22 protein-coding genes and 1 other RNA gene are annotated in these 22,406 nt (G+C 53.5%); 16 read left to right on the top strand and 7 right to left on the bottom strand.

What is annotated here, in order from left to right; all coding sequences use genetic code 11:
- Window positions 1–37: 37 nt before the first annotated feature.
- The 3 genes from OGX99_RS13880 to zapA form a co-directional block, all read right to left on the bottom strand.
- Window positions 38–634, bottom strand: a complete 597-nt coding sequence (locus tag OGX99_RS13880; protein WP_151218325.1) for a 5-formyltetrahydrofolate cyclo-ligase — start codon at window positions 632–634, stop codon at window positions 38–40.
- 19 nt (window positions 635–653) lie between these two features.
- Window positions 654–837: non-coding RNA, 6S RNA (gene ssrS, locus OGX99_RS13875), on the bottom strand.
- 41 nt (window positions 838–878) lie between these two features.
- On the bottom strand, window positions 879–1,208 hold the full coding sequence (gene zapA, locus OGX99_RS13870) for a cell division protein ZapA (RefSeq protein WP_003026980.1): 330 nt from the start codon (window positions 1,206–1,208) through the stop codon (window positions 879–881).
- Between the two features lie 168 nt (window positions 1,209–1,376).
- On the opposite strand from zapA, the gene OGX99_RS13865 reads away from it, so the two are divergent.
- The 8 genes from OGX99_RS13865 to OGX99_RS13830 all read left to right on the top strand — a co-directional run bounded on the left by OGX99_RS13865 (window position 1,377) and on the right by OGX99_RS13830 (window position 11,663).
- Window positions 1,377–1,955, top strand: a complete 579-nt coding sequence (locus tag OGX99_RS13865; RefSeq protein ID WP_086523442.1) for a YecA/YgfB family protein — start codon at window positions 1,377–1,379, stop codon at window positions 1,953–1,955.
- 24 nt (window positions 1,956–1,979) lie between these two features.
- A complete protein-coding gene (pepP, locus tag OGX99_RS13860) occupies window positions 1,980–3,305 on the top strand; it encodes a Xaa-Pro aminopeptidase (protein WP_151218324.1) in 1,326 nt (441 codons plus the stop codon).
- On the top strand, window positions 3,302–4,480 hold the full coding sequence (ubiH, locus tag OGX99_RS13855; RefSeq protein ID WP_286543903.1) for a 2-octaprenyl-6-methoxyphenyl hydroxylase: 1,179 nt from the start codon (window positions 3,302–3,304) through the stop codon (window positions 4,478–4,480). Before pepP ends, ubiH begins: the two co-directional genes overlap by 4 nt.
- A gap of 215 nt (window positions 4,481–4,695) precedes the next feature.
- Window positions 4,696–5,898: an FAD-dependent 2-octaprenylphenol hydroxylase gene (ubiI, locus tag OGX99_RS13850; RefSeq protein ID WP_187253174.1), complete on the top strand. Its 1,203-nt coding sequence runs from the start codon at window positions 4,696–4,698 to the stop codon at window positions 5,896–5,898.
- Window positions 5,899–6,350: 452 nt separating this feature from the next.
- Window positions 6,351–7,445, top strand: coding sequence for a glycine cleavage system aminomethyltransferase GcvT (gene gcvT, locus OGX99_RS13845; protein ID WP_151224304.1), 1,095 nt, complete (start codon window positions 6,351–6,353; stop codon window positions 7,443–7,445).
- A 25-nt stretch (window positions 7,446–7,470) separates the two neighbouring features.
- A complete protein-coding gene (gene gcvH / locus OGX99_RS13840) occupies window positions 7,471–7,860 on the top strand; it encodes a glycine cleavage system protein GcvH (protein ID WP_005123344.1) in 390 nt (129 codons plus the stop codon).
- A 124-nt stretch (window positions 7,861–7,984) separates the two neighbouring features.
- Window positions 7,985–10,858 carry an aminomethyl-transferring glycine dehydrogenase gene (gene gcvP, locus OGX99_RS13835; protein ID WP_278238372.1) on the top strand — a complete coding sequence of 958 codons (2,874 nt, stop codon included), beginning with the start codon at window positions 7,985–7,987 and terminating at the stop codon, window positions 10,856–10,858.
- Window positions 10,859–10,919: 61 nt separating this feature from the next.
- A complete protein-coding gene (locus OGX99_RS13830) occupies window positions 10,920–11,663 on the top strand; it encodes an SDR family oxidoreductase (protein WP_151218320.1) in 744 nt (247 codons plus the stop codon).
- Between the two features lie 41 nt (window positions 11,664–11,704).
- Here OGX99_RS13830 and bglA read toward each other — a convergent pair whose 3' ends face one another.
- Window positions 11,705–13,138, bottom strand: coding sequence for a 6-phospho-beta-glucosidase BglA (gene bglA, locus OGX99_RS13825; protein ID WP_187253171.1), 1,434 nt, complete (start codon window positions 13,136–13,138; stop codon window positions 11,705–11,707).
- A gap of 119 nt (window positions 13,139–13,257) precedes the next feature.
- Complete coding sequence (locus OGX99_RS13820) at window positions 13,258–13,986, bottom strand: MurR/RpiR family transcriptional regulator (RefSeq protein ID WP_252838697.1); 729 nt, start codon at window positions 13,984–13,986, stop codon at window positions 13,258–13,260.
- A 52-nt stretch (window positions 13,987–14,038) separates the two neighbouring features.
- Here OGX99_RS13820 and yqfB point away from each other — a divergent pair, with 52 nt between their 5' ends.
- Entirely contained in the window at window positions 14,039–14,350 is a 312-nt protein-coding gene (gene yqfB / locus OGX99_RS13815; protein ID WP_003026949.1) for a N(4)-acetylcytidine aminohydrolase, read from the top strand.
- A gap of 162 nt (window positions 14,351–14,512) precedes the next feature.
- The gene (gene trhA, locus OGX99_RS13810) at window positions 14,513–15,172 is read left to right on the top strand and encodes a PAQR family membrane homeostasis protein TrhA (RefSeq protein WP_187253170.1); all 660 of its coding nucleotides are present in this window, start codon (window positions 14,513–14,515) and stop codon (window positions 15,170–15,172) included.
- A 93-nt stretch (window positions 15,173–15,265) separates the two neighbouring features.
- Here the strand turns inward: trhA and ygfZ are convergent, their stop codons facing one another.
- Window positions 15,266–16,246, bottom strand: a complete 981-nt coding sequence (gene ygfZ, locus OGX99_RS13805; protein ID WP_252838622.1) for a tRNA-modifying protein YgfZ — start codon at window positions 16,244–16,246, stop codon at window positions 15,266–15,268.
- 256 nt (window positions 16,247–16,502) lie between these two features.
- On the opposite strand from ygfZ, the gene sdhE reads away from it, so the two are divergent.
- On the top strand, window positions 16,503–16,769 hold the full coding sequence (gene sdhE, locus OGX99_RS13800; RefSeq protein WP_016154349.1) for an FAD assembly factor SdhE: 267 nt from the start codon (window positions 16,503–16,505) through the stop codon (window positions 16,767–16,769).
- Complete coding sequence (locus OGX99_RS13795; protein ID WP_151218319.1) at window positions 16,750–17,157, top strand: protein YgfX; 408 nt, start codon at window positions 16,750–16,752, stop codon at window positions 17,155–17,157. Before sdhE ends, OGX99_RS13795 begins: the two co-directional genes overlap by 20 nt.
- A gap of 44 nt (window positions 17,158–17,201) precedes the next feature.
- On the opposite strand, the gene fldB is transcribed toward OGX99_RS13795, so the two are convergent.
- Window positions 17,202–17,723, bottom strand: a complete 522-nt coding sequence (gene fldB, locus OGX99_RS13790; protein ID WP_151218318.1) for a flavodoxin FldB — start codon at window positions 17,721–17,723, stop codon at window positions 17,202–17,204.
- Between the two features lie 113 nt (window positions 17,724–17,836).
- On the opposite strand from fldB, the gene xerD reads away from it, so the two are divergent.
- From xerD to prfB, 4 genes are all read left to right on the top strand, one after another.
- Window positions 17,837–18,733 carry a site-specific tyrosine recombinase XerD gene (xerD, locus tag OGX99_RS13785; protein ID WP_187253168.1) on the top strand — a complete coding sequence of 299 codons (897 nt, stop codon included), beginning with the start codon at window positions 17,837–17,839 and terminating at the stop codon, window positions 18,731–18,733.
- Window positions 18,734–18,756: 23 nt separating this feature from the next.
- Window positions 18,757–19,470 carry a bifunctional protein-disulfide isomerase/oxidoreductase DsbC gene (dsbC, locus tag OGX99_RS13780; RefSeq protein WP_187258964.1) on the top strand — a complete coding sequence of 238 codons (714 nt, stop codon included), beginning with the start codon at window positions 18,757–18,759 and terminating at the stop codon, window positions 19,468–19,470.
- 5 nt (window positions 19,471–19,475) lie between these two features.
- The gene (gene recJ, locus OGX99_RS13775) at window positions 19,476–21,209 is read left to right on the top strand and encodes a single-stranded-DNA-specific exonuclease RecJ (protein WP_187258963.1); all 1,734 of its coding nucleotides are present in this window, start codon (window positions 19,476–19,478) and stop codon (window positions 21,207–21,209) included.
- Window positions 21,210–21,300: 91 nt separating this feature from the next.
- A protein-coding gene (gene prfB / locus OGX99_RS13770; protein ID WP_286543899.1) for a peptide chain release factor 2 occupies window positions 21,301–22,399 on the top strand; the annotation gives its coding sequence in 2 pieces (ribosomal slippage) (window positions 21,301–21,375 and window positions 21,377–22,399; 1,098 coding nt in all).
- The last annotated feature ends 7 nt before the right edge of the window (window positions 22,400–22,406 follow it).

The raw sequence follows: 22,406 nt of genomic DNA, 5'->3' as shown, positions 1-22,406 counted from the left end.
GCAGGCTGCTGGCCTGCCCGGCATGTTCCCGGTTTTCCTACCACGCCCAAATTTTGGACGGCGTCACCACCGCAGGCAGCGGGATATCCCACTCTTCAACTGGCAACTTCTCGACTAACTGGCAGTCATGCGCGTAACCCACGGGTTGGATCTTATGCTGCTGCCAGTTTTGTAGCGTACGGTCATAAAATCCGCCGCCCATGCCCAGGCGTTGCCCGTATTCATCAAACGCCACTAACGGTGTAATCAGCACATCCAGCTTTGATAGCGGCAATACGTCGCGTACATCAAGCCGCGGTTCCTGAATTTTTAAGCGATTAGTCACCAGGTCGCTGTGCGGATGATAGTGCAGGAAGAGTAAATTACCGGGGCTGAAGGGATGAAGCACCGGAAGATAGACACGCTTGCCCGCTCGCCACAGCTGATCTATTAGCGGCTGGGTATCGAGTTCGCCATCAAACGAGAGAAACACCGCCACGGTATGCGCGAGTACAACAGGGGGATAACTGAGCATTCGGGTCGCGGCTTGCTGACCGTATTGTCGTTGCTGCTCAGAGGTAAGCGCACGTCGACGCTGACGAATCAGTTGACGAATTTCTTGCCGTGATAAAGGGAGTTCAGATAGTAGCGTCATGGCTGTTGCCAGGTAGAAGGGAATCTCCGAGATGCCGCCGCAGGCTGTAACCCTTGAACCCTTGGTTCAAGGTGAATGTGTCGTCACAGTTTTAAGGCTTCTCGGACGGGCCGAGCATGCTCACCAACCATGGAGCGCCACATTCTTGTGGTATGAAATATCGGCTCAGGGGACTGGCCCGCTTGCAAACATCTCAGAGAAATTTTGTCTTCACGGTCACTCTACCACAGTAAACCGAAAAGTGTTATTCAAAGTTTTGGCCCGTTTTTTCGGTTATGCGACCCTGATCAAGCAACGCCTGTTCGATGGTCTGTTGTAGCATCCGAATACGTTGTTCCATGCTCGCCGCGTACTCACGCGTCTTCGCTTTTTCCTGAGTTAATTCATAGCTGATGTTCAACGCGGCGATGAAAACCAACTGCTCAGTATTTGTGACTCTAGTGCGAACTTTCAGATCTTGCAATCGCTGATTAAGATCGTCCGCAGCCTGATTCAACGCATCCCTTTGTTCAGGCGGGCAATTCACTCGCAGTGAACGGCCAAATATTTGGATATCGACGGGTTGTGCAGACATGCCACCTTCCTGCTGATTGACTGCGCTGCCTTCGTCTCCAGACCTTGGGGTCCGCGAAGGGGCGACACTATAGCTACCCTGGTATTAAGATACAAGCCCTTTTCTGGTTCACCAGGGTCCAAAGTGGTAGCATACCATGAATATTCCTCCCTTTGATGACGAATGCTTATGTCTATACAGAACGAAATGCCTGGCTACAACGACGTTAGCCAGTTTTTGAACCAACAAGGGGCTGGATTAACCCCGGCCGAAATGCACGGCTTAATCAGCGGAATGATTTGCGGTGGCAACAACGACAGCTCATGGCAGCCGCTGCTGCACGATCTGACGAACGAAGGTCTGGCCTTTGGTCACGAGCTGGCTCAGGCACTGCTGAAAATGCACTCTGCCACCAGCGATGCTCTCGAGGACGATGGCTTCCTTTTTCAGCTTTATCTGCCTGAAGGCGATGACGTCAGTGTGTTTGATCGCGCCGATGCGCTGGCGGGGTGGGTAAACCACTTTTTGCTGGGACTTGGCGTTACCCAGCCGAAGCTCGACAAAGTGACAGGCGAAACCGGGGAAGCGATTGACGACTTGCGCAATATCGCTCAGTTGGGATATGACGAAGACGAAGATCAGGAAGAGTTGGAAATGTCGCTCGAAGAGATCATCGAATACGTGCGCGTAGCCGCCTTGCTGTGTCATGACACGTTTACGCGTCAGCAGCCGACCGCGCCGGAAGTCCGTAAACCGACCCTGCATTAAGAACAAAACGCCAAGGAGAGTGTGATGAGCGAAATATCTCAGCAAGAATTCCAGCGCCGCCGCCAGGCTTTTCTGGCACAAATGCAGCCCGGCAGCGCCGCGCTGATTTTTGCCGCGCCTGAAGCGACGCGCAGCGCGGACAGTGAATATCCGTACCGCCAAAGCAGTGATTTCTGGTACTTCACCGGTTTTAACGAACCTGAAGCCGTGCTGGTGCTGATTAAAAGCGATGACACTCATAATCATAGCGTTTTGTTCAATCGGGTTCGCGATCTGACGGCGGAGATCTGGTTTGGTCGTCGTCTGGGCCAGGATGCCGCACCGGCAAAACTCGGCGTTGCTCGGGCGCTGGCCTTCAGCGAAATCAACCAACAGCTTCACCTGTTACTCAATGGCCTGGACGCGGTGTATCACGCACAGGGCGAATATGCCTGGGCAGACGAGATTGTGTGTACGGCACTGGATAAACTGCGTAAAGGCTCCAGACAAAATCTGCATGCGCCCGCCGCAATTATCGACTGGCGCCCAATGGTGCATGAAATGCGCCTGTTCAAATCAGCGGAAGAAATTGCGGTCATGCGCCGTGCCGGAGAGATCACCGCGCTGGCGCATACCCGGGCGATGGAAAAATGCCGTCCGGGAATGTTTGAATACCAGCTGGAAGGTGAGATTCACCACGAATTTACCCGCCATGGCGCGCGTTACCCATCCTATAACACGATTGTCGGCAGCGGTGAAAACGGCTGTATCCTGCATTACACTGAAAATGAAAGTGTAATGCGCGATGGCGATCTGGTGCTGATTGACGCCGGATGTGAATACAAAGGCTATGCGGGCGACATTACGCGTACCTTCCCGGTAAACGGCAAATTTACTCCTGCCCAGCGTGAAATCTACGACATCGTACTGGAATCTTTAGAGACCAGCCTGCGCCTGTATCGTCCCGGGACGTCCATCCAGGAAGTCACCGGCGAAGTGGTGCGTATCATGATTACGGGCCTGGTAAGGCTTGGCATTCTGCGCGGTGAGGTCGACCAACTGATCACCGAAAATGCGCATCGCCCATTCTTTATGCATGGTCTTAGCCATTGGCTGGGTCTGGATGTACATGACGTTGGCGTTTATGGTCAGGACCGCTCACGCATTCTCGAGCCGGGAATGGTGCTTACTGTTGAACCGGGACTCTATATCGCGCCGGACGCCGATGTACCGCCTGCTTATCGTGGTATCGGCATTCGTATTGAAGATGACATCCTCATCACCGAAGACGGCAATGAAAACCTGACCGCCAGCGTAGTGAAGAAAGCGGATGACATTGAAGCCTTAATGGCCGCGGCGCGACTGCAATGAGTGTGATTATCGTCGGCGGTGGTATGGTTGGCGCGACGCTGGCGTTGGCCATTTCTCAGCTTAGCCATGGAACTCTGCCGGTACATCTGATAGAAGCGAGCGCACCCGACACTGATCGCCATCCAGGGTTTGATGCCCGGGCGATCGCGCTGGCGGCAGGGACCTGCCAACAGCTGGCGCGAATTGGCATATGGCAGGCGATTGCCGATTGTGCAACGGCGATCAAAACCGTTCACGTCAGCGATCGCGGCCATGCCGGATTTGTAACGCTGGATGCGCAGGAATACCGTATTCCGGCGCTGGGGCAGGTTGTAGAGCTGCACGATGTCGGGCTGCGTCTGTTTGCGCTGCTGCGTAAAGCGCCGGGTGTAACGCTGCACTGCCCCGACCGCGTAGCCAGCGTGTCACGCACGCAGGAGCGCGTAGAAGTAACGCTGGAAAATGGTGAGATGATTGATGGTCGCCTGTTGGTGGCCGCCGACGGTACGCGCTCCGCACTGGCTACCGCTTGCGGCGTTGACTGGCAGCAACAGCCCTATGAGCAACTGGCGGTGATTGCCAACGTCACGACCTCCATTGTGCACGACGGGCGAGCGTTTGAACGTTTCACGCAATATGGCCCGCTGGCAATGTTGCCCATGTCTGACGGTCGCTGTTCGCTGGTGTGGTGTCATCCGCTGGAACGGCGCGATGAGATTCTGGCCTGGTCCGACGAACGGTTTTGTCGTGAACTGCAAACCGCGTTTGGCTGGCGCTTGGGGCGTATTATCAAGGCGGGTAAACGCAACGCCTATCCGCTTTCGTTAACCTCGGCGCAAAAAGCGATTACCCATCGTACCGTGCTGGTAGGGAACGCAGCCCAGACGCTGCATCCTATTGCCGGACAAGGTTTCAACCTGGGTCTGCGTGATGTGATGAGCCTGGCTGAAACCTTGGCCCAGGCGCAGAGCAGCGGGGAAGATGTTGGTGATTATGCGGTGCTGGCACGCTATCAGCAGCGCCGCGAACGCGATCGCGAAACGACGATTGGCGTGACCAACAATTTGGTGTATCTGTTTGCCAATCGCTGGACCCCGCTGGTTGTTGGACGAAATGTCGGGCTGATGGCGATGGAATTATTTACCCCTGCGCGCGATGCGCTGGCGGAGCGAACCCTCGGTTGGGTTGCGCGATAGTCCTGTCACAGCAGGCTATTTTATTTGCCACTTTGGACCTGGGCAGTGCTCACACAAAACTCGACAGAGTTTTGAACGCCCTTCAGGGCGGCCCGAAGGGGGAACAAAGCGAATCATCCTCACGTACTGCGTGTACGCTTCGGTTGTTCCGCGCTGTCCGTGTCCAAACTGGCTGCAACAATTACGCCTGCTGAGCCAGGCATCAGGAGTGGATTGTGCAAAGTGTTGATGTAGCAATTGTGGGTGGCGGCATGGTGGGACTGGCGGTTGCCTGCGGCTTGCAGGGCAGCGGGTTGCGCGTTGCGGTGTTGGAACAACATGTTCCGCAGCCTTTGGCGGCGGATGCACCTCCTCAGCTTCGCGTATCGGCTATTAATGCCGCCAGTGAAAAACTGCTTACCCGTCTTGGCGTCTGGTCCGATATTGTAGCCCGTCGCGCTTGCTGCTACCACGGCATGGAAGTCTGGGACAAAGACAGCTTTGGCCGTATTGTGTTTGATGACCAGAGTATGGGCTACAGCCATTTGGGGCACATTGTCGAAAACGCAGAGATTCATTACGCGCTGTGGCAAAAGGCGCAGCGTTCAGCGGATATCACGTTGCTGGCACCTGCTGAATTACAGCAGGTGGCCTGGGGTGAGAACGAGGCGTTTCTGACCCTGAAAGATGGTGCGATGCTGACGGCTCGTCTGGTAGTCGGCGCCGATGGCGCTAACTCCTGGCTGCGCAACAAAGCGGATATTCCGCTCACCTTCTGGGATTACCGCCATCATGCGCTGGTGGCGACTATCCGTACGCAGGAAGCCCACGGTGCGGTTGCGCGTCAGGCGTTTCATGGTGAGGGTATCCTGGCATTTCTGCCGCTCAATGACCCGCACCTGTGTTCTATCGTCTGGTCGCTCTCGCCGCAGGAAGCTGAACGTATGCAGCAGGCAAGCGAAGACGAATTCAATCAGGCGCTGAATATCGCTTTTGATAATCGTCTGGGGCTGTGCAGCCTTGAAAGCGAACGTCAGGCGTTTCCGCTGACGGGACGCTACGCACGGCAGTTTGCTGCCCATCGCCTGGCGCTGGTGGGGGATGCGGCGCATACCATCCATCCGCTGGCGGGGCAGGGGGTTAACCTTGGCTTTATGGATGCGGCAGAGCTGATCGACGAGCTTAAGCGGCTACAGCGTCAGGGCAAAGATATTGGTCAGTATCTCTATCTACGCCGTTACGAGCGCAGCCGTAAGCACAGTGCAGCGATGATGCTGGCTGGTATGCAGGGTTTTCGTGAACTGTTTGCTGGCGAGAATCCAGCAAAAAAACTGCTGCGTGATATTGGTCTGAAACTGGCTGATACCCTGCCAGGCGTAAAACCACAGCTCATCCGCCAGGCGATGGGACTGAACGATCTTCCTGAATGGTTGCGCTAGCGTCCGTAAGGACAATCTTAAGAGTTTGAGACCCGTCACACTTTCCTCTCCCGGCCTGCGCGCCGGGATGCTTCTCTCATTTGAAATAATCTAATTCCACGTCTTTTTTCGCATTAGTTTTTTTTATATTACGTTTTTTTCATAACGCCATTTTTGACATTTTTTCCACATTTAATGTTGATTAATGCGGCGAATTTCAGCTTATCTTTGTTTGTTATTCTAATTTGTCGCTATGATTTTGGGTTTTTATTCTGCCGACGATTTGGCGATTTTTGGTCATAAGCTAATGTGATGGTTAATTTTGCCTTATGGTTTAGCGTCTGTTTCGGTGGTAAGTTCAGGACAAAGAGAACGTTTGCGTCGTAGCCCCTGGAGCGGCTGCGGTGCTGGGTTTCGTGGTGAAGAATTCACCGCGAAAGAGTTGATAGCCCCGCTTATTCAACGAGGAAAAGATGGCTCAACAGACTCCTTTGTACGAACAACACACGCTATGTGGCGCGCGCATGGTCGATTTTCATGGCTGGATGATGCCACTGCACTACGGTTCTCAGCTTGATGAACACCATGCTGTTCGCACCGATGCCGGAATGTTTGATGTGTCGCATATGACCATCGTCGACCTGCGCGGTAGCCGCACCCGGGAGTTCTTGCGTTATCTGCTGGCAAACGACGTCGCGAAGCTAACGAAGACGGGCAAAGCCCTCTACTCCGGTATGCTCAACGCTTCGGGCGGCGTGATAGATGACCTGATTGTTTATTACTTCACTGAAGACTTCTTCCGCCTCGTTGTAAACTCCGCCACCCGCGAAAAAGACCTCTCCTGGATTACCCAACACGCTGAACCTTACGCCATCGACATCACCGTTCGTGACGACCTGTCGCTGATTGCGGTACAGGGGCCAAACGCGCAGGAAAAAGCCGCTACCCTGTTTACTGACGAGCAGCGCCATGCGGTAGAAGGCATGAAGCCGTTCTTCGGCGTTCAGGCGGGTGACTTGTTCATCGCAACCACCGGTTATACCGGCGAAGCAGGTTATGAAATTGCTATGCCGAATGAAAAGGCGGCAGATTTCTGGCGTGCGCTGGTACAAGCAGGCGTAAAACCTTGTGGTTTGGGGGCGCGTGACACGCTGCGTCTGGAAGCGGGCATGAACCTGTACGGTCAGGAGATGGACGAAGGCATTTCACCGCTGGCGGCTAACATGGGTTGGACCATCGCGTGGGAACCGACCGATCGCGACTTTATCGGTCGGGATGCGCTGGAAATGCAGCGTGAAAAAGGCCACGAACAGCTGGTCGGGCTGGTGATGACCGAGAAGGGCGTGCTGCGTAATGAACTGCCGGTGCGTTTCACTGATGCTTCCGGCAACCAGCAGGAAGGCATTATCACCAGCGGGACATTCTCCCCTACTCTGGGTTACAGCATCGCGCTGGCACGTGTCCCTGCGGGTATTGGTGATACCGCAATCGTTCAGATTCGTAACCGCGAAATGCCGGTAAAAGTGACTAAACCTGTTTTTGTGCGTAACGGCAAAGCCGTCGCGTAATTCATCCTTTTTTGGAGATTGATTGATGAGCAACGTACCTGCAGAACTGAAATACAGCAAAGAACACGAATGGCTGCGCAAAGAAGCTGACGGTTCCTACACCGTTGGTATCACCGAACACGCTCAGGAGCTGTTAGGTGACATGGTTTTCGTTGACCTGCCTGAAGTTGGCTCAACCGTCAGCGCGGGCGATGACTGCGCTGTTGCGGAGTCCGTAAAAGCGGCTTCCGATATCTATGCGCCAGTAGGCGGTGAGATTGTTGCGGTCAACGACGCGCTCAGCGACTCTCCGGAACTGGTTAACAGCGAGCCGTATGCGGGGGGCTGGATTTTCAAAATCAAAGCCAGCGATGAAAGCGAAATTGAATCGCTGCTGGATGCGACCGCATACGAAGCATTGTTAGAAGACGAGTAAATACGCTTCATTTTTCACGTTGCAGGTGTGTTGGCTTACCCGCATACCTGCAACGCGAATTATTTCGCGTATTCAGGTAGTAGAGACACCTACGATTCACTGCACGTTTCAGGAACCATCGCCCATGACACAGACGTTAAGCCAGCTTGAAAACAGCGGCGCTTTTATTGAACGCCACATCGGACCGGACGCCGCGCAGCAGCGAGAGATGCTGAATGCGGTTGGCGCCGAGTCGTTAAACGCGCTGATCGGCCAGATTGTGCCGAAAGACATTCAGCTCGCAACCCCGCCGCAGGTGGGCGAGGCGGCGACCGAATACGCTGCGCTGGCTGAATTAAAAGCCATCGCCGGGCGTAACAAGCGCTTCACGTCCTACATTGGCATGGGCTACACCGCCGTGCAGTTGCCACCGGTTATCCTGCGCAACATGCTGGAAAACCCGGGCTGGTACACTGCGTATACGCCGTATCAGCCAGAAGTGTCTCAGGGTCGCCTGGAAGCGCTGCTCAACTTCCAGCAGGTGACGCTGGATCTGACCGGTCTGGACATGGCCTCTGCCTCTCTGCTGGATGAAGCCACCGCAGCGGCTGAAGCAATGGCGATGGCAAAACGCGTCAGCAAACTGAAAAACGCCAACCGCTTCTTTGTGGCCGCAGATGTCCATCCGCAAACGCTGGATGTTGTGCGCACCCGTGCAGAAACCTTTGGTTTTGACGTCATTGTCGATGATGCGGCAAAAGCGCTGGATCATCAGGATGTGTTCGGCGTGCTGTTGCAGCAGGTTGGCACTACCGGTGAAGTGCACGACTACAGCGCACTGATTACTGAGCTGAAATCCCGCAAAGTTGTGGTCAGCGTCGCGGCCGATTTTATGGCGCTGGTACTGCTGACTGCGCCGGGCAAACAGGGGGCGGACATCGTTTTCGGCTCTGCACAACGCTTCGGCGTACCGATGGGCTACGGCGGTCCACACGCGGCATTTTTTGCTGCTAAAGACGAATTCAAACGCTCTATGCCAGGCCGTATTATCGGCGTCTCCAAAGATGCGGCGGGCAATACCGCACTGCGCATGGCGATGCAGACTCGTGAGCAGCATATCCGCCGCGAGAAAGCGAACTCCAACATTTGTACCTCGCAGGTCCTGCTGGCCAACATCGCCAGTCTGTATGCCGTTTATCATGGTCCGGTTGGCCTGAAACGCATTGCTAATCGCATCCACCGCCTGACCGATATCCTGGCAGTCGGCCTGCAACAGAAAGGATTGAAGCTGCGTCATGCGCATTACTTCGACACCCTGTGCGTTGAAGTAGCCGATAAAGCTGCAGTACTGGCGCGTGCCGAAGCGGCAGAAATCAATCTGCGTAGCGATATTCATAACGCGGTAGGTATTACCCTCGACGAAACCACTACCCGTGAAAATGTTGTGCAATTGTTCAATATTCTGCTGGGCGACAGCCACGGCCTGAACATTGATACGCTGGATAAAGACGTGGCGCTCGACAGCCGTTCCATTCAGGACAGTATGCTGCGTGACGATGCGATCCTCAGCCATCCGGTGTTCAACCGCTACCATAGCGAAACCGAGATGATGCGTTACATGCACTCGCTTGAGCGCAAAGATCTGGCGCTGAACCAGGCGATGATCCCGCTGGGATCCTGCACCATGAAGCTGAACGCGGCGGCCGAGATGATCCCGATCACCTGGCCGGAATTCGCTGAGCTTCATCCGTTCTGTCCTCCAGAGCAGGCAGAAGGTTATCACCAGATGATCGGCCAACTTTCCGAGTGGCTGGTAAAACTGACCGGTTATGACGCAGTCTGCATGCAGCCGAACTCCGGCGCACAGGGGGAGTATGCGGGGCTGCTGGCGATTCGCCATTATCACGAAAGCCGTAACGAAGGCCATCGTGATATCTGCCTGATCCCGGCCTCTGCTCACGGTACTAACCCGGCTTCCGCTCAGATGGCGGGTATGCAGGTGGTGGTGGTCGCTTGTGATAAGAACGGTAACATCGACTTAGACGATCTGCGTGCAAAAGCAGAACAACATGCCGACAACCTCTCTTGCATCATGGTGACCTACCCATCCACGCACGGCGTGTATGAAGAAACAATCCGTGAAGTGTGCGACGTTGTGCACCAGTTTGGCGGTCAGGTTTACCTTGATGGCGCGAACATGAACGCTCAGGTTGGGATCACCACGCCGGGCTTTATCGGCGCGGACGTATCACATCTCAACCTGCATAAAACATTCTGCATTCCGCACGGCGGCGGCGGCCCGGGTATGGGGCCGATCGGCGTGAAATCACACCTGGCACCGTTCGTACCGGGTCACAGCGTGGTGCAGATTGAAGGCATGCTGACCCGTCAGGGCGCAGTTTCTGCCGCTCCGTTTGGTAGCGCATCTATTCTGCCAATCAGCTGGATGTACATCCGTATGATGGGCGCAGAAGGTCTGAAGCAGGCAAGCCAGGTGGCGATCCTGAACGCTAACTATATTGCCAGCCGTCTGAAAGATGCCTATCCGGTGCTGTATACCGGTCGTGATGGTCGCGTGGCGCATGAATGTATTCTCGACATTCGCCCACTGAAAGAAGAGACCGGCATCAGCGAACTGGATATTGCCAAGCGTCTGATCGATTACGGTTTCCATGCACCGACCATGTCGTTCCCGGTAGCGGGTACGCTGATGGTGGAACCGACTGAATCTGAAAGCAAGGTGGAACTGGATCGCTTTATCAATGCGATGCTGGCCATTCGCGCGGAGATCGACCGTGTGAAAGCGGGTGAATGGTCACTGGAAGATAACCCACTGGTTAACTCACCGCACACGCAAAACGAGCTGGTCGCGGAGTGGAACCACGGTTATAGCCGCGAAATCGCCGTCTTCCCGGCGGGTGTGGCGAACAAATACTGGCCAACCGTGAAGCGTCTTGATGATGTTTACGGTGACCGTAACCTGTTCTGCTCCTGCGTACCGATGAGCGAATATCAGTAATCTGCTGATTCGACTATCTTTTAAAGGCGCTTCGGCGCCTTTATTTTTTGGGAGAAACGTTATGGCTATAGCATTGGTGACGGGCGGCAGTCGTGGCATTGGTCGAGCAACCGCACTGCAACTGGCGCAAGAGGGCTACACGGTCGCGTTGAACTTTCATCACAATATTCGTGCGGCAACGGAGGTGGTGAACAGCATCGCCGCTGCAGGAGGGAAGGCGTTTGCTTTACGGGCAGATATCAGCGATGAAAGCCAGGTGGTAGCAATGTTTGAGTCTATTGACCGTGCAGGCGAGCCGCTGACTGCCCTGGTGAATAATGCCGGGATTTTGTTTGAACAGAGCACGGTGGAAAGCCTAACCGCTGAAAGAATTAATCGTGTTCTGACGACCAATGTTACTGGCTATTTTCTGTGCTGTAGAGAAGCGGTAAAGCGCATGTCGTTTAAGCATGGTGGTCATGGCGGGGCGATTGTGAATGTCTCTTCAGCGGCCTCACGGCTAGGCGCCCCTTTCGAGTACGTTGATTACGCCGCCTCAAAAGGCGCGGTGGACACGCTCACTACCGGTCTGGCGCTGGAGGTTGCAGCGCAGGGGATCCGCGTGAACTGTGTGCGGCCGGGTCTGATTTACACTGAAATGCATGCGTCAGGCGGCGAGCCGGGAAGAGTCGATCGCGTGAAATCGCTGTTACCTATGCAGCGCGGTGGACAACCGGAGGAGGTCGCGCAGGCGATTACCTGGCTGTTGAGCGAGAAAGCATCTTACGTTACGGGGAGTTTTCTGGAGCTGGCAGGCGGTAAGTAGGGACTTGATTGCCGGATGGCGCTGCGCCATCCGGCAAAAAATCACAGGTTCTCGCCGTTGCTGGCAATCACCGCTTTATACCACTCAAAACTCTTCTTCCGCGAACGCGACATATCGCCGGTGCCGTCGTCGTGTTTGTTTACGTAGATAAACCCGTAGCGTTTGCTGTACTGACCGGTGGTAAACGACACGCAGTCGATGCAGCCCCAGGGCGTATAGCCCATCAGGTCTACGCCATCATACGTTACCGCTTTCATCATCTCTTCGACGTGGGCGCGCAGATAGTCGATGCGATAGTCGTCGTTGATGCTACCGTCTTCTTCTACTTTGTCATAAGCGCCAAACCCGTTTTCAACGATAAACAGCGGCTTCTGGTAGCGTTCATACAGCTCACATAAGGCATAGCGCAGACCGACGGGGTCAATCTGCCAGCCCCAGTCGGATGCTTTGACGTGCGGGTTCGGTACGCTGCCCTCAAAGCCGGAAATCGCATCACCGCTGCCACCTTCCGCTTTAACGGCGTTGGTCATGTAGTAGCTGAAACCGAGATAGTCACAGGTACCTTCGCGCAGGATCTGTTCGTCGTTTGCTTCCATTTTGATGTTGAATTCACGACGCTCCCACTCATTCAGAACATAAGAGGGGTAGTAACCGCGCAACTGGACATCGGTGAAGACGTAGCGCTCACGCATCGATTCTTGCGCAAACATCATATCTTCAGGCTTACAAGAGAAGGGATACAGCGGGACCATCGCCAGCATGCAGCCGACTTTCATGTCAGGATTGATGCGACGTGCCGCTTTTACCGCCAGTGCGCTGGCGACAAACTGGTGATGCAACACCTGGTACATGGTCTCTTCCGGGTTTTCATGCTCGGTATACACCACGCCCGAGCAGCAATAGCCAAACAGCGGCGCGCGCCAGTTACGCTGGTTGTTGATCTCGTTGAAGGTCATCCAGTATTTGACCTTGTGCTTGTAGCGCTCAAAAACGACTTCAGCAAAACGGACAAAGAAATCGACGACTTTACGATTGGTCCAGCTACCGTACTGTTGAACCAAATGCAGTGGCATTTCGAAGTGGGAGAGGGTGATGACCGGTTCGATGTTGTACTTCAGCAGTTCATCAAACATGTCGTCGTAGAATTTTAACCCTTCTTCATTTGGCTGGGTTTCGTCTCCTTTCGGGAAGATGCGGGTCCAGGCAATTGACGTACGGAAGCATTTGAAACCCATCTCGGCAAACAGCTTAATGTCTTCTTTGTAATGACCGTAAAAATCGACTGCTTCGTGGTTGGGATAGTATTTACCCTGCACGACGTCCTGAGTAATTTCTCTCGGAACGCCGTGTGCCCCACCGGTCAGCACGTCGCAAATGCTGGGACCTTTGCCACCTTTGTTCCAGCCGCCTTCAACCTGATGCGCCGCCACAGCGCCGCCCCATAAAAAATCGTTTGGTAAGGTAAGTTTTTTCATCTGCGCTCAGTCTCAAATTAATACAATCTGATTTTGAGTCTAACAAAGGAAAGATAAATGTCACGGTATAACAAAATAGCGTAAATGTGATTTGTTACATCAAAAAAACACATTGTTTTTTACGCTATTATTTTCGCCAGCTTGCGCCCGAGTGATTCCAGAATATAAATAACGGGGATCTGCGTGGTTATATCGTATACCCCGGCAATACGTGTTTGTGGAACATGCCAGGAGAGGTTAAAGTCTGCCAGCTTCGCCAGGCGAGAGTGTTCATGGCTGGTGACCGACAGAACCTTACAGTTGTGCAGACTAAACTGGCTGGCAAAGCGCAGGATCTCTTCTGTTTCACCAGACACGGAAAGCACGATCGCCAGCGCGTTTCTGGCCATATCGTTAGTTACCGGGAAATAAGGATCATCAATGTGATTACTGAATTTACCGACGTTTGAGAAAAAACGTGCGCCATATTTCGCCAGAGCTCCAGACGTTCCCGCCCCAACGAATATAATACGCTCGGAAGATAATATAATATCAACAGCCTGATCGAGCAGTTTATCGAACTCGTCGTTATTGACGCCTTTAAAGAAACTGATAATTTCGCTGGCACCGAAATTAGCCTGTTGTGGTTCATTCTGCTCTAAATATAATTTGAAGCGTACGCGGAATTCTGAGTAACCTTCACACTTAAGCTTGCGGCAAAAGCGCAGTACGGTAGTGGTGGAAACGCCCACGGCATCAGCCAGCTCGCGAATGGTCATGTACATGACTTTGTCACGGTTTTTGATGACATAGTTGTAGACCAGCATCTCAAGATTGTTGAGACTGGCGATGGCAGCGTGGGAGAACATACTCACAATGGCAAAACTCACTCATCAGACTTCATCTACAAGGAATAATAACATGCAGCCAAATGACATCACTTTTTTTCAGCGTTTCCAGGATGACATTCTGGCCGGACGCAAAACCATCACCATTCGTGACGAGTCCGAATCACACTTCAAAGCCGGGGACATTTTACGGGTTGGGCGCTTCGAAGATGACGGTTACTTCTGCACGATTGAGGTTGTTGGCACCTCAACTGTTACTTTGGATACGCTAACGGATAAACATGCCCAGCAGGAAAACATGACGCTTGAAGAACTTAAACATGTGATTGCCGAGATTTACCCGAATCAGACGCAATTTTATGTGATTGATTTTAAATGCCTTTGATTTAAAGAAACATCTGTTAGTTGAAAAAATAGTTGCAACGCCATGATTTTAAATGATTAATCTTAATGTGATATTTATTTTAGCTAACAGGTGTTCACTGGAACCATTCTCAGTTACGCTAGAGGCGCAATAACGAAAGTGTTCGTTTCTGGGGAGTAACTTATGGTTCAGAAGCCATTAATCGCGCAGGGATATTCGCTGGCAGAGGAAATAGCCAACAGCATCAGCCATGGTATCGGGCTGGTGTTTGGGATTGTCGGACTGGTGTTGTTACTGGTTCAGGCAGTGGATACCAACGCCAGCGCTATGGCCATTACTAGCTACAGCCTGTACGGTGGCAGCATGATCCTGCTGTTCCTTGCCTCAACCTTGTATCATGCGATCCCCCATCAGAGAGCGAAAGTCTGGCTGAAAAAATTCGACCACTGCGCGATTTATCTGCTGATTGCCGGGACCTACACGCCATTCCTGCTGGTGGGGCTGGATTCGCCGCTGGCACGCGGACTGATGATTGTGATCTGGAGCCTGGCGCTAATCGGTATTTTATTCAAACTGACTATTGCGCACCGCTTTAAGGTTCTGTCGCTGGTGACCTACCTGACAATGGGCTGGCTATCGCTGATTGTGGTGTATCAACTGGCGGTTAAGCTGGCGGTGGGGGGGGTGACGCTGCTGGCCGTTGGCGGCGTAGTCTATTCGCTGGGTGTTATTTTCTACGTATGTAAGCGTATTCCTTACAACCACGCGATCTGGCACGGCTTTGTGCTGGGCGGCAGCGTTTGCCACTTCCTGGCAATCTATCTGTACGTTGGTCAGGCGTAATCATTGATGCCGGATGGCGGCTAGCGCCTTATCCGGCCTACAAAACAAAAGCCAGCATGCCTGATAGACGCATCGCAATCAGGCATTATTCATTTACTCTTCCAGCGAATACGGCTGCGGTACGATATGCAGCGTTTTTGCGTCGTCTCGAACGCGGAACACGCTGTCGACTTCCATATCGTTATTCATCACAACCTGCACCAGCACTTGCCCATCAGCCAGCTGCACTGCGGCGAGTATGGTGCCGGTACGACGCCAGTTCTCACCCATTTTCAGCTCCAGGTCTTCACCCGCTTCCGGTACGCGACTGGCCGCTCCTGCCAGAGTCCACATGGCGCGTTTGTTGGCTCCGCGGAATTTTGCGCGGGCAACCATTTCCTGACCGGTATAGCACCCTTTTTTAAAGCTGATGCCGCCTAATGCCTGCAGATTGGTGGCTTGCGGAATAAACTGCGCGCTGTTGGCAGAATCAATAACAGGAATACCCGCTTCGATATCCAGCGCCAGCCACTGTTGGCTGTTATTTAACTCCGCTTCACCACGCAGTTTCTCTGCCAGCGTTTCCGCTGTGGCAGTATCGGTCACTAGTAAGAAGCGTTCGGCTGGGTGTTCAAACCACAATATTGTGGAAGAGCCTTCGGTAATAACCTGCTTATCGCTGCTCGGTAATTCGCTAAAAAGATTGGCCAGTGCCGCACGTGCCTGGAATCCCGCTACGCCCAGCAGGACGCGCTCGTCGTCCGGGGCAATCGCCACTTTCGAAAAGACCGCGTATTTTTTCAGTTCAGTAAGCTGCGCATCGCGCAGGCTACGGCGCTCAACCCAGGCAAAACCGTCACCCTGGCGGAACAGACGCAGGGTGCTCCACATTTTACCTTTGGCGTCACAATGTGCCGCCAACACGTGCTGATGTTCGGTCATCTGGCTGACATCCGCCGTGACCTGACCCTGAATATACTTCTCACTGTCGACACCGGTGATGGTGGCGAGCGCCCAGTCATCGAGCGTCATTAGCGTCAGAGGCAAACGCGTTGACGCGAAAGGCTGGCGAGGAGGAAAAGATGTAAAAGCCATAATAATGTCCTGATTTGCTTAACGCAGTGATAATGACTAATGGTAAAAGAGCTATGGCCCATTGCAAGCGGTTTAAACAGGCTATTTGTGCCATATATTAAGCTTTGCGAGGAGACATCCAAAAATGCTGAATCCTTTGACTTAATGCGGTTTTATTTCGCGAACAAGCTTCCGATTACTGATATTCCCGTCAATGCGCGGGAAAAACACGTTACAATAGCCGGATACTTCGTTTTCGCGAGACAGGGAGAAGAACATGGATATTAACAACAAAGCACGTATTCATTGGGCATGCCGCCGTGGTATGCGCGAGCTGGACATCTCGATCATGCCGTTTTTCGAACATGAATACGACAGCTTAAGTGACGAAGAAAAACGTATCTTTATTCGTCTGCTAGAATGTGATGATCCAGATTTGTTTAACTGGTTGATGAATCATGGGAAACCAGCTGATGCTCAGCTGGAACAGATGGTGCGACTTATCCAGACACGGAATCGGGAACGTGGTCCAGTGGCAATCTGATTTACGCGTTTCATGGCGCGCGCAATGGCTTTCACTGCTCATTCATGGGCTGGTCGCGGTATTTATTTTATTGATGCCCTGGCCATTGAGTTACACCCCATTATGGCTGGTTTTGCTGTCTTTGGTGGTGTTCGATAGCGTACGAAGCCAGCGCCGAATTAACGCCTGTCAGGGCGAGATTCGGCTGTTGATGAACGGTCGTCTGCGCTGGCAGGGGCAAGAGTGGTCTATCGTTAGCGCCCCCTGGATGGTAAAAACAGGCATGATGCTGCGTTTGCGTTCCGATACCGGAAAACGTCAGCATCTATGGCTGGCGGCAGACAGTATGGATGACGCAGAATGGCGGGATTTACGGCGGTTAATACTGCAACAGGCGAAGCAGATGTAGCACTGACGGTAAGGTTGCGACCTTAACCGTCAGTCGGCAGCAACTCAGGACCAGTGCTCGGCCATTTCACCAAGAATTTGCTCGCACCAGGCCTGAATGCGTTCATCGCTGAGGTCGTACTGGTTCGTTTCATCCAGCGCCAGACCAACAAACAGCTGTCCATCGGCAATGACGGGTTTATCGCTGGTGAATTCATAGCCTTCAGTTGGCCAGTAACCCACAAATTTAACGCCTTTTGTAACCAGTTTATCGTGCAGCATACCCAGTGCATCCAGGAACCATTCGCCGTATCCCAACTGATCGCCCATACCGTAAAGCGCAACAATTTTGCCTTCCAGGTTGAGGTCGTCCAGTTGCGCCCAGACTGCTTCCCAATCCTCCTGAATTTCACCGAAATCCCAGGTCGGGATGCCCAAAATGAGCACGTCATACTGCTCCATTAAGCTCGGGGAATCATCTTTGAGGTTGTGCAGTGTCACCAGTTCGGGACCCAGGATATCGCGGATTTTTTCCGCTGCCATTTCGGTGTAGCAGGTGCTTGAACCGTAAAAAAGACCCATGTTCATGACGTAAACATCTCAATTCTGCTGTAGCGTTGCGGGTAGTGTAACAGAATCGCCGCATTCTCGGCACAATGAGGCATAATGCATCAAAAATGAGAGTGGAATAAGGGGTGCGAGTGGAACAGGATCTGGCGCGCATCGAGCAGTTTCTTGATGCACTGTGGCTGGAACGAAATCTGGCGGAAAATACGTTAAGTGCGTATCGTCGCGATCTGACCATGCTTGTCGAATGGTTACATCACCGCGGTGCTTCGCTGGCGACCGCGCAGAGTGATGACCTGCAAGCATTGCTGGCTGAGCGGATGGATGGGGGATATAAGGCCACCAGTTCTGCACGCTTGCTCAGTGCGACACGGCGCTTTTTTCAGCATCTTTACCGTGAGAAATTTCGCGAAGATGACCCCAGCGCTGCGCTGGCATCACCTAAGCTTCCACAGCGTCTGCCCAAAGATCTCAGCGAAGCGCAGGTAGAACGACTGCTGCAGGCACCGCTTATCGAGCAACCGCTGGAACTTCGCGACAAAGCCATGCTGGAAGTATTGTATGCCACGGGCCTGCGCGTGTCAGAACTGGTGGGGCTGACGATGAGCGATGTCAGCCTGCGTCAGGGCGTGGTTCGGGTAATCGGCAAAGGAAATAAAGAGCGTCTTGTCCCGTTAGGTGAAGAGGCGGTGTACTGGCTGGAAACGTACCTGGAGCATGGGCGTCCATGGTTACTCAATGGCGTATCGATTGATGTGCTGTTTCCCAGCCAGCGCGCGCAACAGATGACTCGTCAAACCTTCTGGCATCGTATTAAACACTATGCTGTGTTGGCTGGAATCGATAGCGAAAAGCTGTCACCGCATGTCCTGCGCCACGCGTTTGCCACGCATCTGCTCAATCATGGCGCTGACCTGCGCGTGGTGCAGATGCTGCTGGGGCATAGCGACCTCTCGACAACGCAGATTTATACTCATGTCGCAACGGAGCGCTTGCGGCAACTACATCAACAGCATCACCCGCGAGCGTGAGTGCTGACAGGAAAGGATAGGTTATGAAAAAACGTTTTATGATGTTCACTCTGCTGGCAACGGCTTTTACTGGTATGGTACATGCTGACGATGCGGCGATTCGCCAGTCATTAGCGAAGCTGGGCGTTCAGAGTACCGAGATTCAGTCAGCTCCGGTTGCGGGCATGAAAACCGTACTGACCAATAGCGGCGTACTATACGTTACCGAAGATGGTAAACATATTATTCAGGGACCAATGTACGACGTGAGCGGCGCAAGCCCGGTAAACGTCACTAACCAACTGCTGATGAAGCATTTGAACGCGCTGGAAAACGAGATGATCGTCTACAAAGCGCCGCAGGAAAAACATGTCATTACCGTTTTCACCGACATCACCTGTGGCTACTGCCACAAGCTGCATGAAGAGATGAAAGACTACAATGCGTTAGGGATCACCGTACGCTATCTGGCCTTCCCTCGTCAGGGACTGGAAAGCCAGGCAGAGCAGGACATGAAGTCTATCTGGTGTGCGAAGGATAAAAACAAAGCCTTTGACGATGCAATGGCAGGCAAGGGCGTGAAACCAGCGACCTGTGATGTGGACATCGCTAACCACTACGCACTGGGCGTACAGTTTGGCGTCAGCGGTACGCCGGCGATTGTATTGAGCAATGGCTATGTAGTGCCTGGCTATCAGGGGCCGAAAGAGATGAAAGAATTCCTTGACGCACATGCCAAACAAACCAGCGGTAAATAATTCGCGTGAAACAACAGATACAACTTCGTCGGCGTAAAGCCGACGAGACCGCCGAGCTACCTGCCGACCTGCCGCCACTGCTACGTCGTTTGTACGCCAGTCGGGGCGTGCGCAGCACGCAGGAGCTTGAGCGTAGCGTGAAAGGCATGTTGCCGTGGCAGCATTTAAATGGCGTCGAAAAAGCAGTTGAGATCCTCTATAACGCCTTTCGCGAAGGAACTCGAATCATCGTGGTCGGCGATTTTGACGCCGATGGCGCGACCAGCACGGCGCTGAGCATCCTGGCGATGCGTGCGTTGGGCTGCAGCAACGTTGACTATCTGGTGCCGAATCGTTTTGAAGACGGCTATGGTTTAAGCCCGGAAGTGGTGGATCAGGCCCATGCACGGGGCGCTCAGCTGATTGTTACTGTCGACAATGGCATTTCGTCCCACGCGGGCGTTGAACATGCCAGAACGTTGAAGATCCCGGTCGTGGTGACCGATCACCATCTGCCCGGAGACACGCTGCCGGGCGCAGAGGCTATTATCAACCCTAACCTGCCCGACTGTGAATTCCCGTCGAAATCGCTGGCGGGCGTTGGTGTTGCCTTCTACCTGATGCTGGCGCTGCGCACCTTTTTGCGTGACAAAGGCTGGTTTGATGAACGCGGCATTGCACCGCCGAATCTGGCGGATTTGCTCGATCTGGTTGCGCTTGGCACGGTGGCCGACGTGGTTCCGTTGGATGCCAATAATCGCATTCTGACGTGGCAGGGCTTAAGCCGTATTCGTGCCGGAAAGTGCCGTCCGGGTATTAAAGCGCTGCTGGAGATTTCCAATCGCGACCCACTCAAACTGGCTGCCAGCGATTTAGGTTTTGCCCTCGGGCCACGGCTGAATGCGGCGGGGCGTCTGGACGACATGTCCGTTGGTGTGGCGCTGCTACTGTGCGACAACATTGGTGAAGCGCGCGTGCTGGCCAATGAGCTGGACGCGCTCAACCAAACACGCAAAGAGATCGAGCAGGGGATGCAGACGGAAGCGCTGACTCTGTGTGAAAAGCTGGAACGCAGTAGTGATACGCTACCGGGCGGTCTGGCAATGTACCACCCTGAGTGGCATCAGGGCGTGGTGGGGATTCTGGCATCACGCATTAAGGAGCGCTTCCACCGTCCGGTGATTGCGTTTGCGCCTGCCGGCGACGGTACGCTCAAAGGCTCCGGACGCTCGATTCAGGGGCTACACATGCGCGATGCGCTGGAGCGCCTGGACACCCTTTATCCTGGCATGATCCTCAAGTTTGGCGGCCACGCTATGGCAGCAGGTTTGTCGCTGGAAGAGGCGCAGTTTGAGCGTTTCCAGCAGCGTTTCGGCGAACTGGTAACCGAGTGGCTGGATCCCGCCTTACTACAGGGTGAAGTGGTATCAGATGGTGCTCTGAGCGCAGCGGAGATGACCATGGAGGTCGCGCAAATGCTGCGTGATGCCGGACCGTGGGGGCAAATGTTCCCAGAACCGCTGTTTGACGGGCATTTCCGGCTGCTTCAGCAACGCCTGGTCGGTGAGCGTCATCTGAAGGTAATGGTTGAGCCTGTTGGCGGCGGCCCACTGCTGGACGGTATTGCATTTAATGTTGATACCACCTGCTGGCCCGACAACGGTGTTCGCGAAGTTCAGCTTGCCTACAAACTGGATATTAACGAGTTTCGTGGCAACCGCAGCTTGCAGATTATAATCGACAATATCTGGCCACTTTAGCGTCACTAATCGCTATAAAAAAGGGCGTGGATTAGTTACAATCCCGCTCTTATAACCGCATTTTGACTAGTCCAATAAAAGAAATCAGACAATGTTTGAAATTAATCCGGTAAATAACCGCATTCAGGACCTCACGGAGCGCTCTGACGTTCTTAGGGGGTATCTTTGACTATGATGCCAAGAAAGAGCGTCTGGAAGAAGTAAACGCCGAGCTGGAACAGCCGGACGTGTGGAACGAACCCGAACGTGCCCAGGCGCTGGGTAAAGAGCGTTCCTCCCTTGAGGCCATCGTTGATACGCTCGATCAGATGAGCCAGGGCCTGGAAGATGTCTCCGGCCTGCTGGAGCTGGCTGTAGAAGCCGATGACGAAGAAACCTTTAACGAAGCCGTAGCAGAACTCGATACCCTGGAAGATAAGCTGGCCCAGCTGGAATTCTGTCGTATGTTCTCCGGTGAATATGACAGCGCAGATTGCTATCTCGATATCCAGGCTGGCTCCGGCGGTACGGAAGCGCAGGACTGGGCAAGCATGCTGATGCGTATGTATCTGCGTTGGGCTGAAGCGCGCGGCTTTAAGACCGAAATTATTGAAGAGTCTGAAGGTGAAGTCGCGGGTATTAAATCCGTGACCATCAGAATTGCTGGCGAGTATGCTTACGGTTGGCTGCGTACTGAAACCGGCGTACACCGCCTGGTACGTAAAAGCCCGTTCGATTCAGGTGGCCGTCGCCATACGTCGTTCAGTTCGGCGTTTGTCTACCCGGAAGTTGACGATGATATTGATATCGATATCAACCCGGCGGATCTGCGTATCGACGTTTATCGCGCCTCTGGTGCGGGCGGTCAGCACGTTAACCGTACAGAATCTGCGGTGCGTATTACCCACATCCCGACCGGGATTGTGACGCAGTGTCAGAACGACCGTTCCCAGCACAAGAACAAAGACCAGGCCATGAAGCAGATGAAAGCGAAGCTTTATGAACTGGAAATGCAGAAGAAGAATGCCGAGAAACAGGCGATGGAAGACACCAAGTCAGATATCGGCTGGGGTAGCCAGATTCGTTCTTATGTCCTTGATGACTCCCGCATCAAAGATCTGCGTACCGGGGTTGAAACCCGCAACACGCAGGCGGTGCTGGATGGCAGCCTGGATCAATTTATCGAAGCAAGTTTGAAAGCAGGGTTATGAGGAACCA

This window comes from Citrobacter sp. Cu096, from assembly GCF_030332285.1.
Taxonomy (GTDB): Bacteria; Pseudomonadota; Gammaproteobacteria; order Enterobacterales; family Enterobacteriaceae; genus Citrobacter; species Citrobacter meridianamericanus.
This window is presented reverse-complemented; position numbering and strand designations above follow the sequence as displayed.

Coding starts and splice junctions, on each gene's coding strand:
- OGX99_RS13880 (WP_151218325.1), bottom strand. CDS start 634: ATGACGCTACTATCTGAACTCCCTTTATCACGGCAAGAAATTCGTCAA.
- zapA (WP_003026980.1), bottom strand. CDS start 1,208: ATGTCTGCACAACCCGTCGATATCCAAATATTTGGCCGTTCACTGCGA.
- OGX99_RS13865 (WP_086523442.1), top strand. CDS start 1,377: ATGTCTATACAGAACGAAATGCCTGGCTACAACGACGTTAGCCAGTTT.
- pepP (WP_151218324.1), top strand. CDS start 1,980: ATGAGCGAAATATCTCAGCAAGAATTCCAGCGCCGCCGCCAGGCTTTT.
- ubiH (WP_286543903.1), top strand. CDS start 3,302: ATGAGTGTGATTATCGTCGGCGGTGGTATGGTTGGCGCGACGCTGGCG.
- gcvT (WP_151224304.1), top strand. CDS start 6,351: ATGGCTCAACAGACTCCTTTGTACGAACAACACACGCTATGTGGCGCG.
- gcvH (WP_005123344.1), top strand. CDS start 7,471: ATGAGCAACGTACCTGCAGAACTGAAATACAGCAAAGAACACGAATGG.
- gcvP (WP_278238372.1), top strand. CDS start 7,985: ATGACACAGACGTTAAGCCAGCTTGAAAACAGCGGCGCTTTTATTGAA.
- OGX99_RS13830 (WP_151218320.1), top strand. CDS start 10,920: ATGGCTATAGCATTGGTGACGGGCGGCAGTCGTGGCATTGGTCGAGCA.
- bglA (WP_187253171.1), bottom strand. CDS start 13,138: ATGAAAAAACTTACCTTACCAAACGATTTTTTATGGGGCGGCGCTGTG.
- OGX99_RS13820 (WP_252838697.1), bottom strand. CDS start 13,986: ATGTTCTCCCACGCTGCCATCGCCAGTCTCAACAATCTTGAGATGCTG.
- yqfB (WP_003026949.1), top strand. CDS start 14,039: ATGCAGCCAAATGACATCACTTTTTTTCAGCGTTTCCAGGATGACATT.
- trhA (WP_187253170.1), top strand. CDS start 14,513: ATGGTTCAGAAGCCATTAATCGCGCAGGGATATTCGCTGGCAGAGGAA.
- ygfZ (WP_252838622.1), bottom strand. CDS start 16,246: ATGGCTTTTACATCTTTTCCTCCTCGCCAGCCTTTCGCGTCAACGCGT.
- sdhE (WP_016154349.1), top strand. CDS start 16,503: ATGGATATTAACAACAAAGCACGTATTCATTGGGCATGCCGCCGTGGT.
- fldB (WP_151218318.1), bottom strand. CDS start 17,723: ATGAACATGGGTCTTTTTTACGGTTCAAGCACCTGCTACACCGAAATG.
- dsbC (WP_187258964.1), top strand. CDS start 18,757: ATGAAAAAACGTTTTATGATGTTCACTCTGCTGGCAACGGCTTTTACT.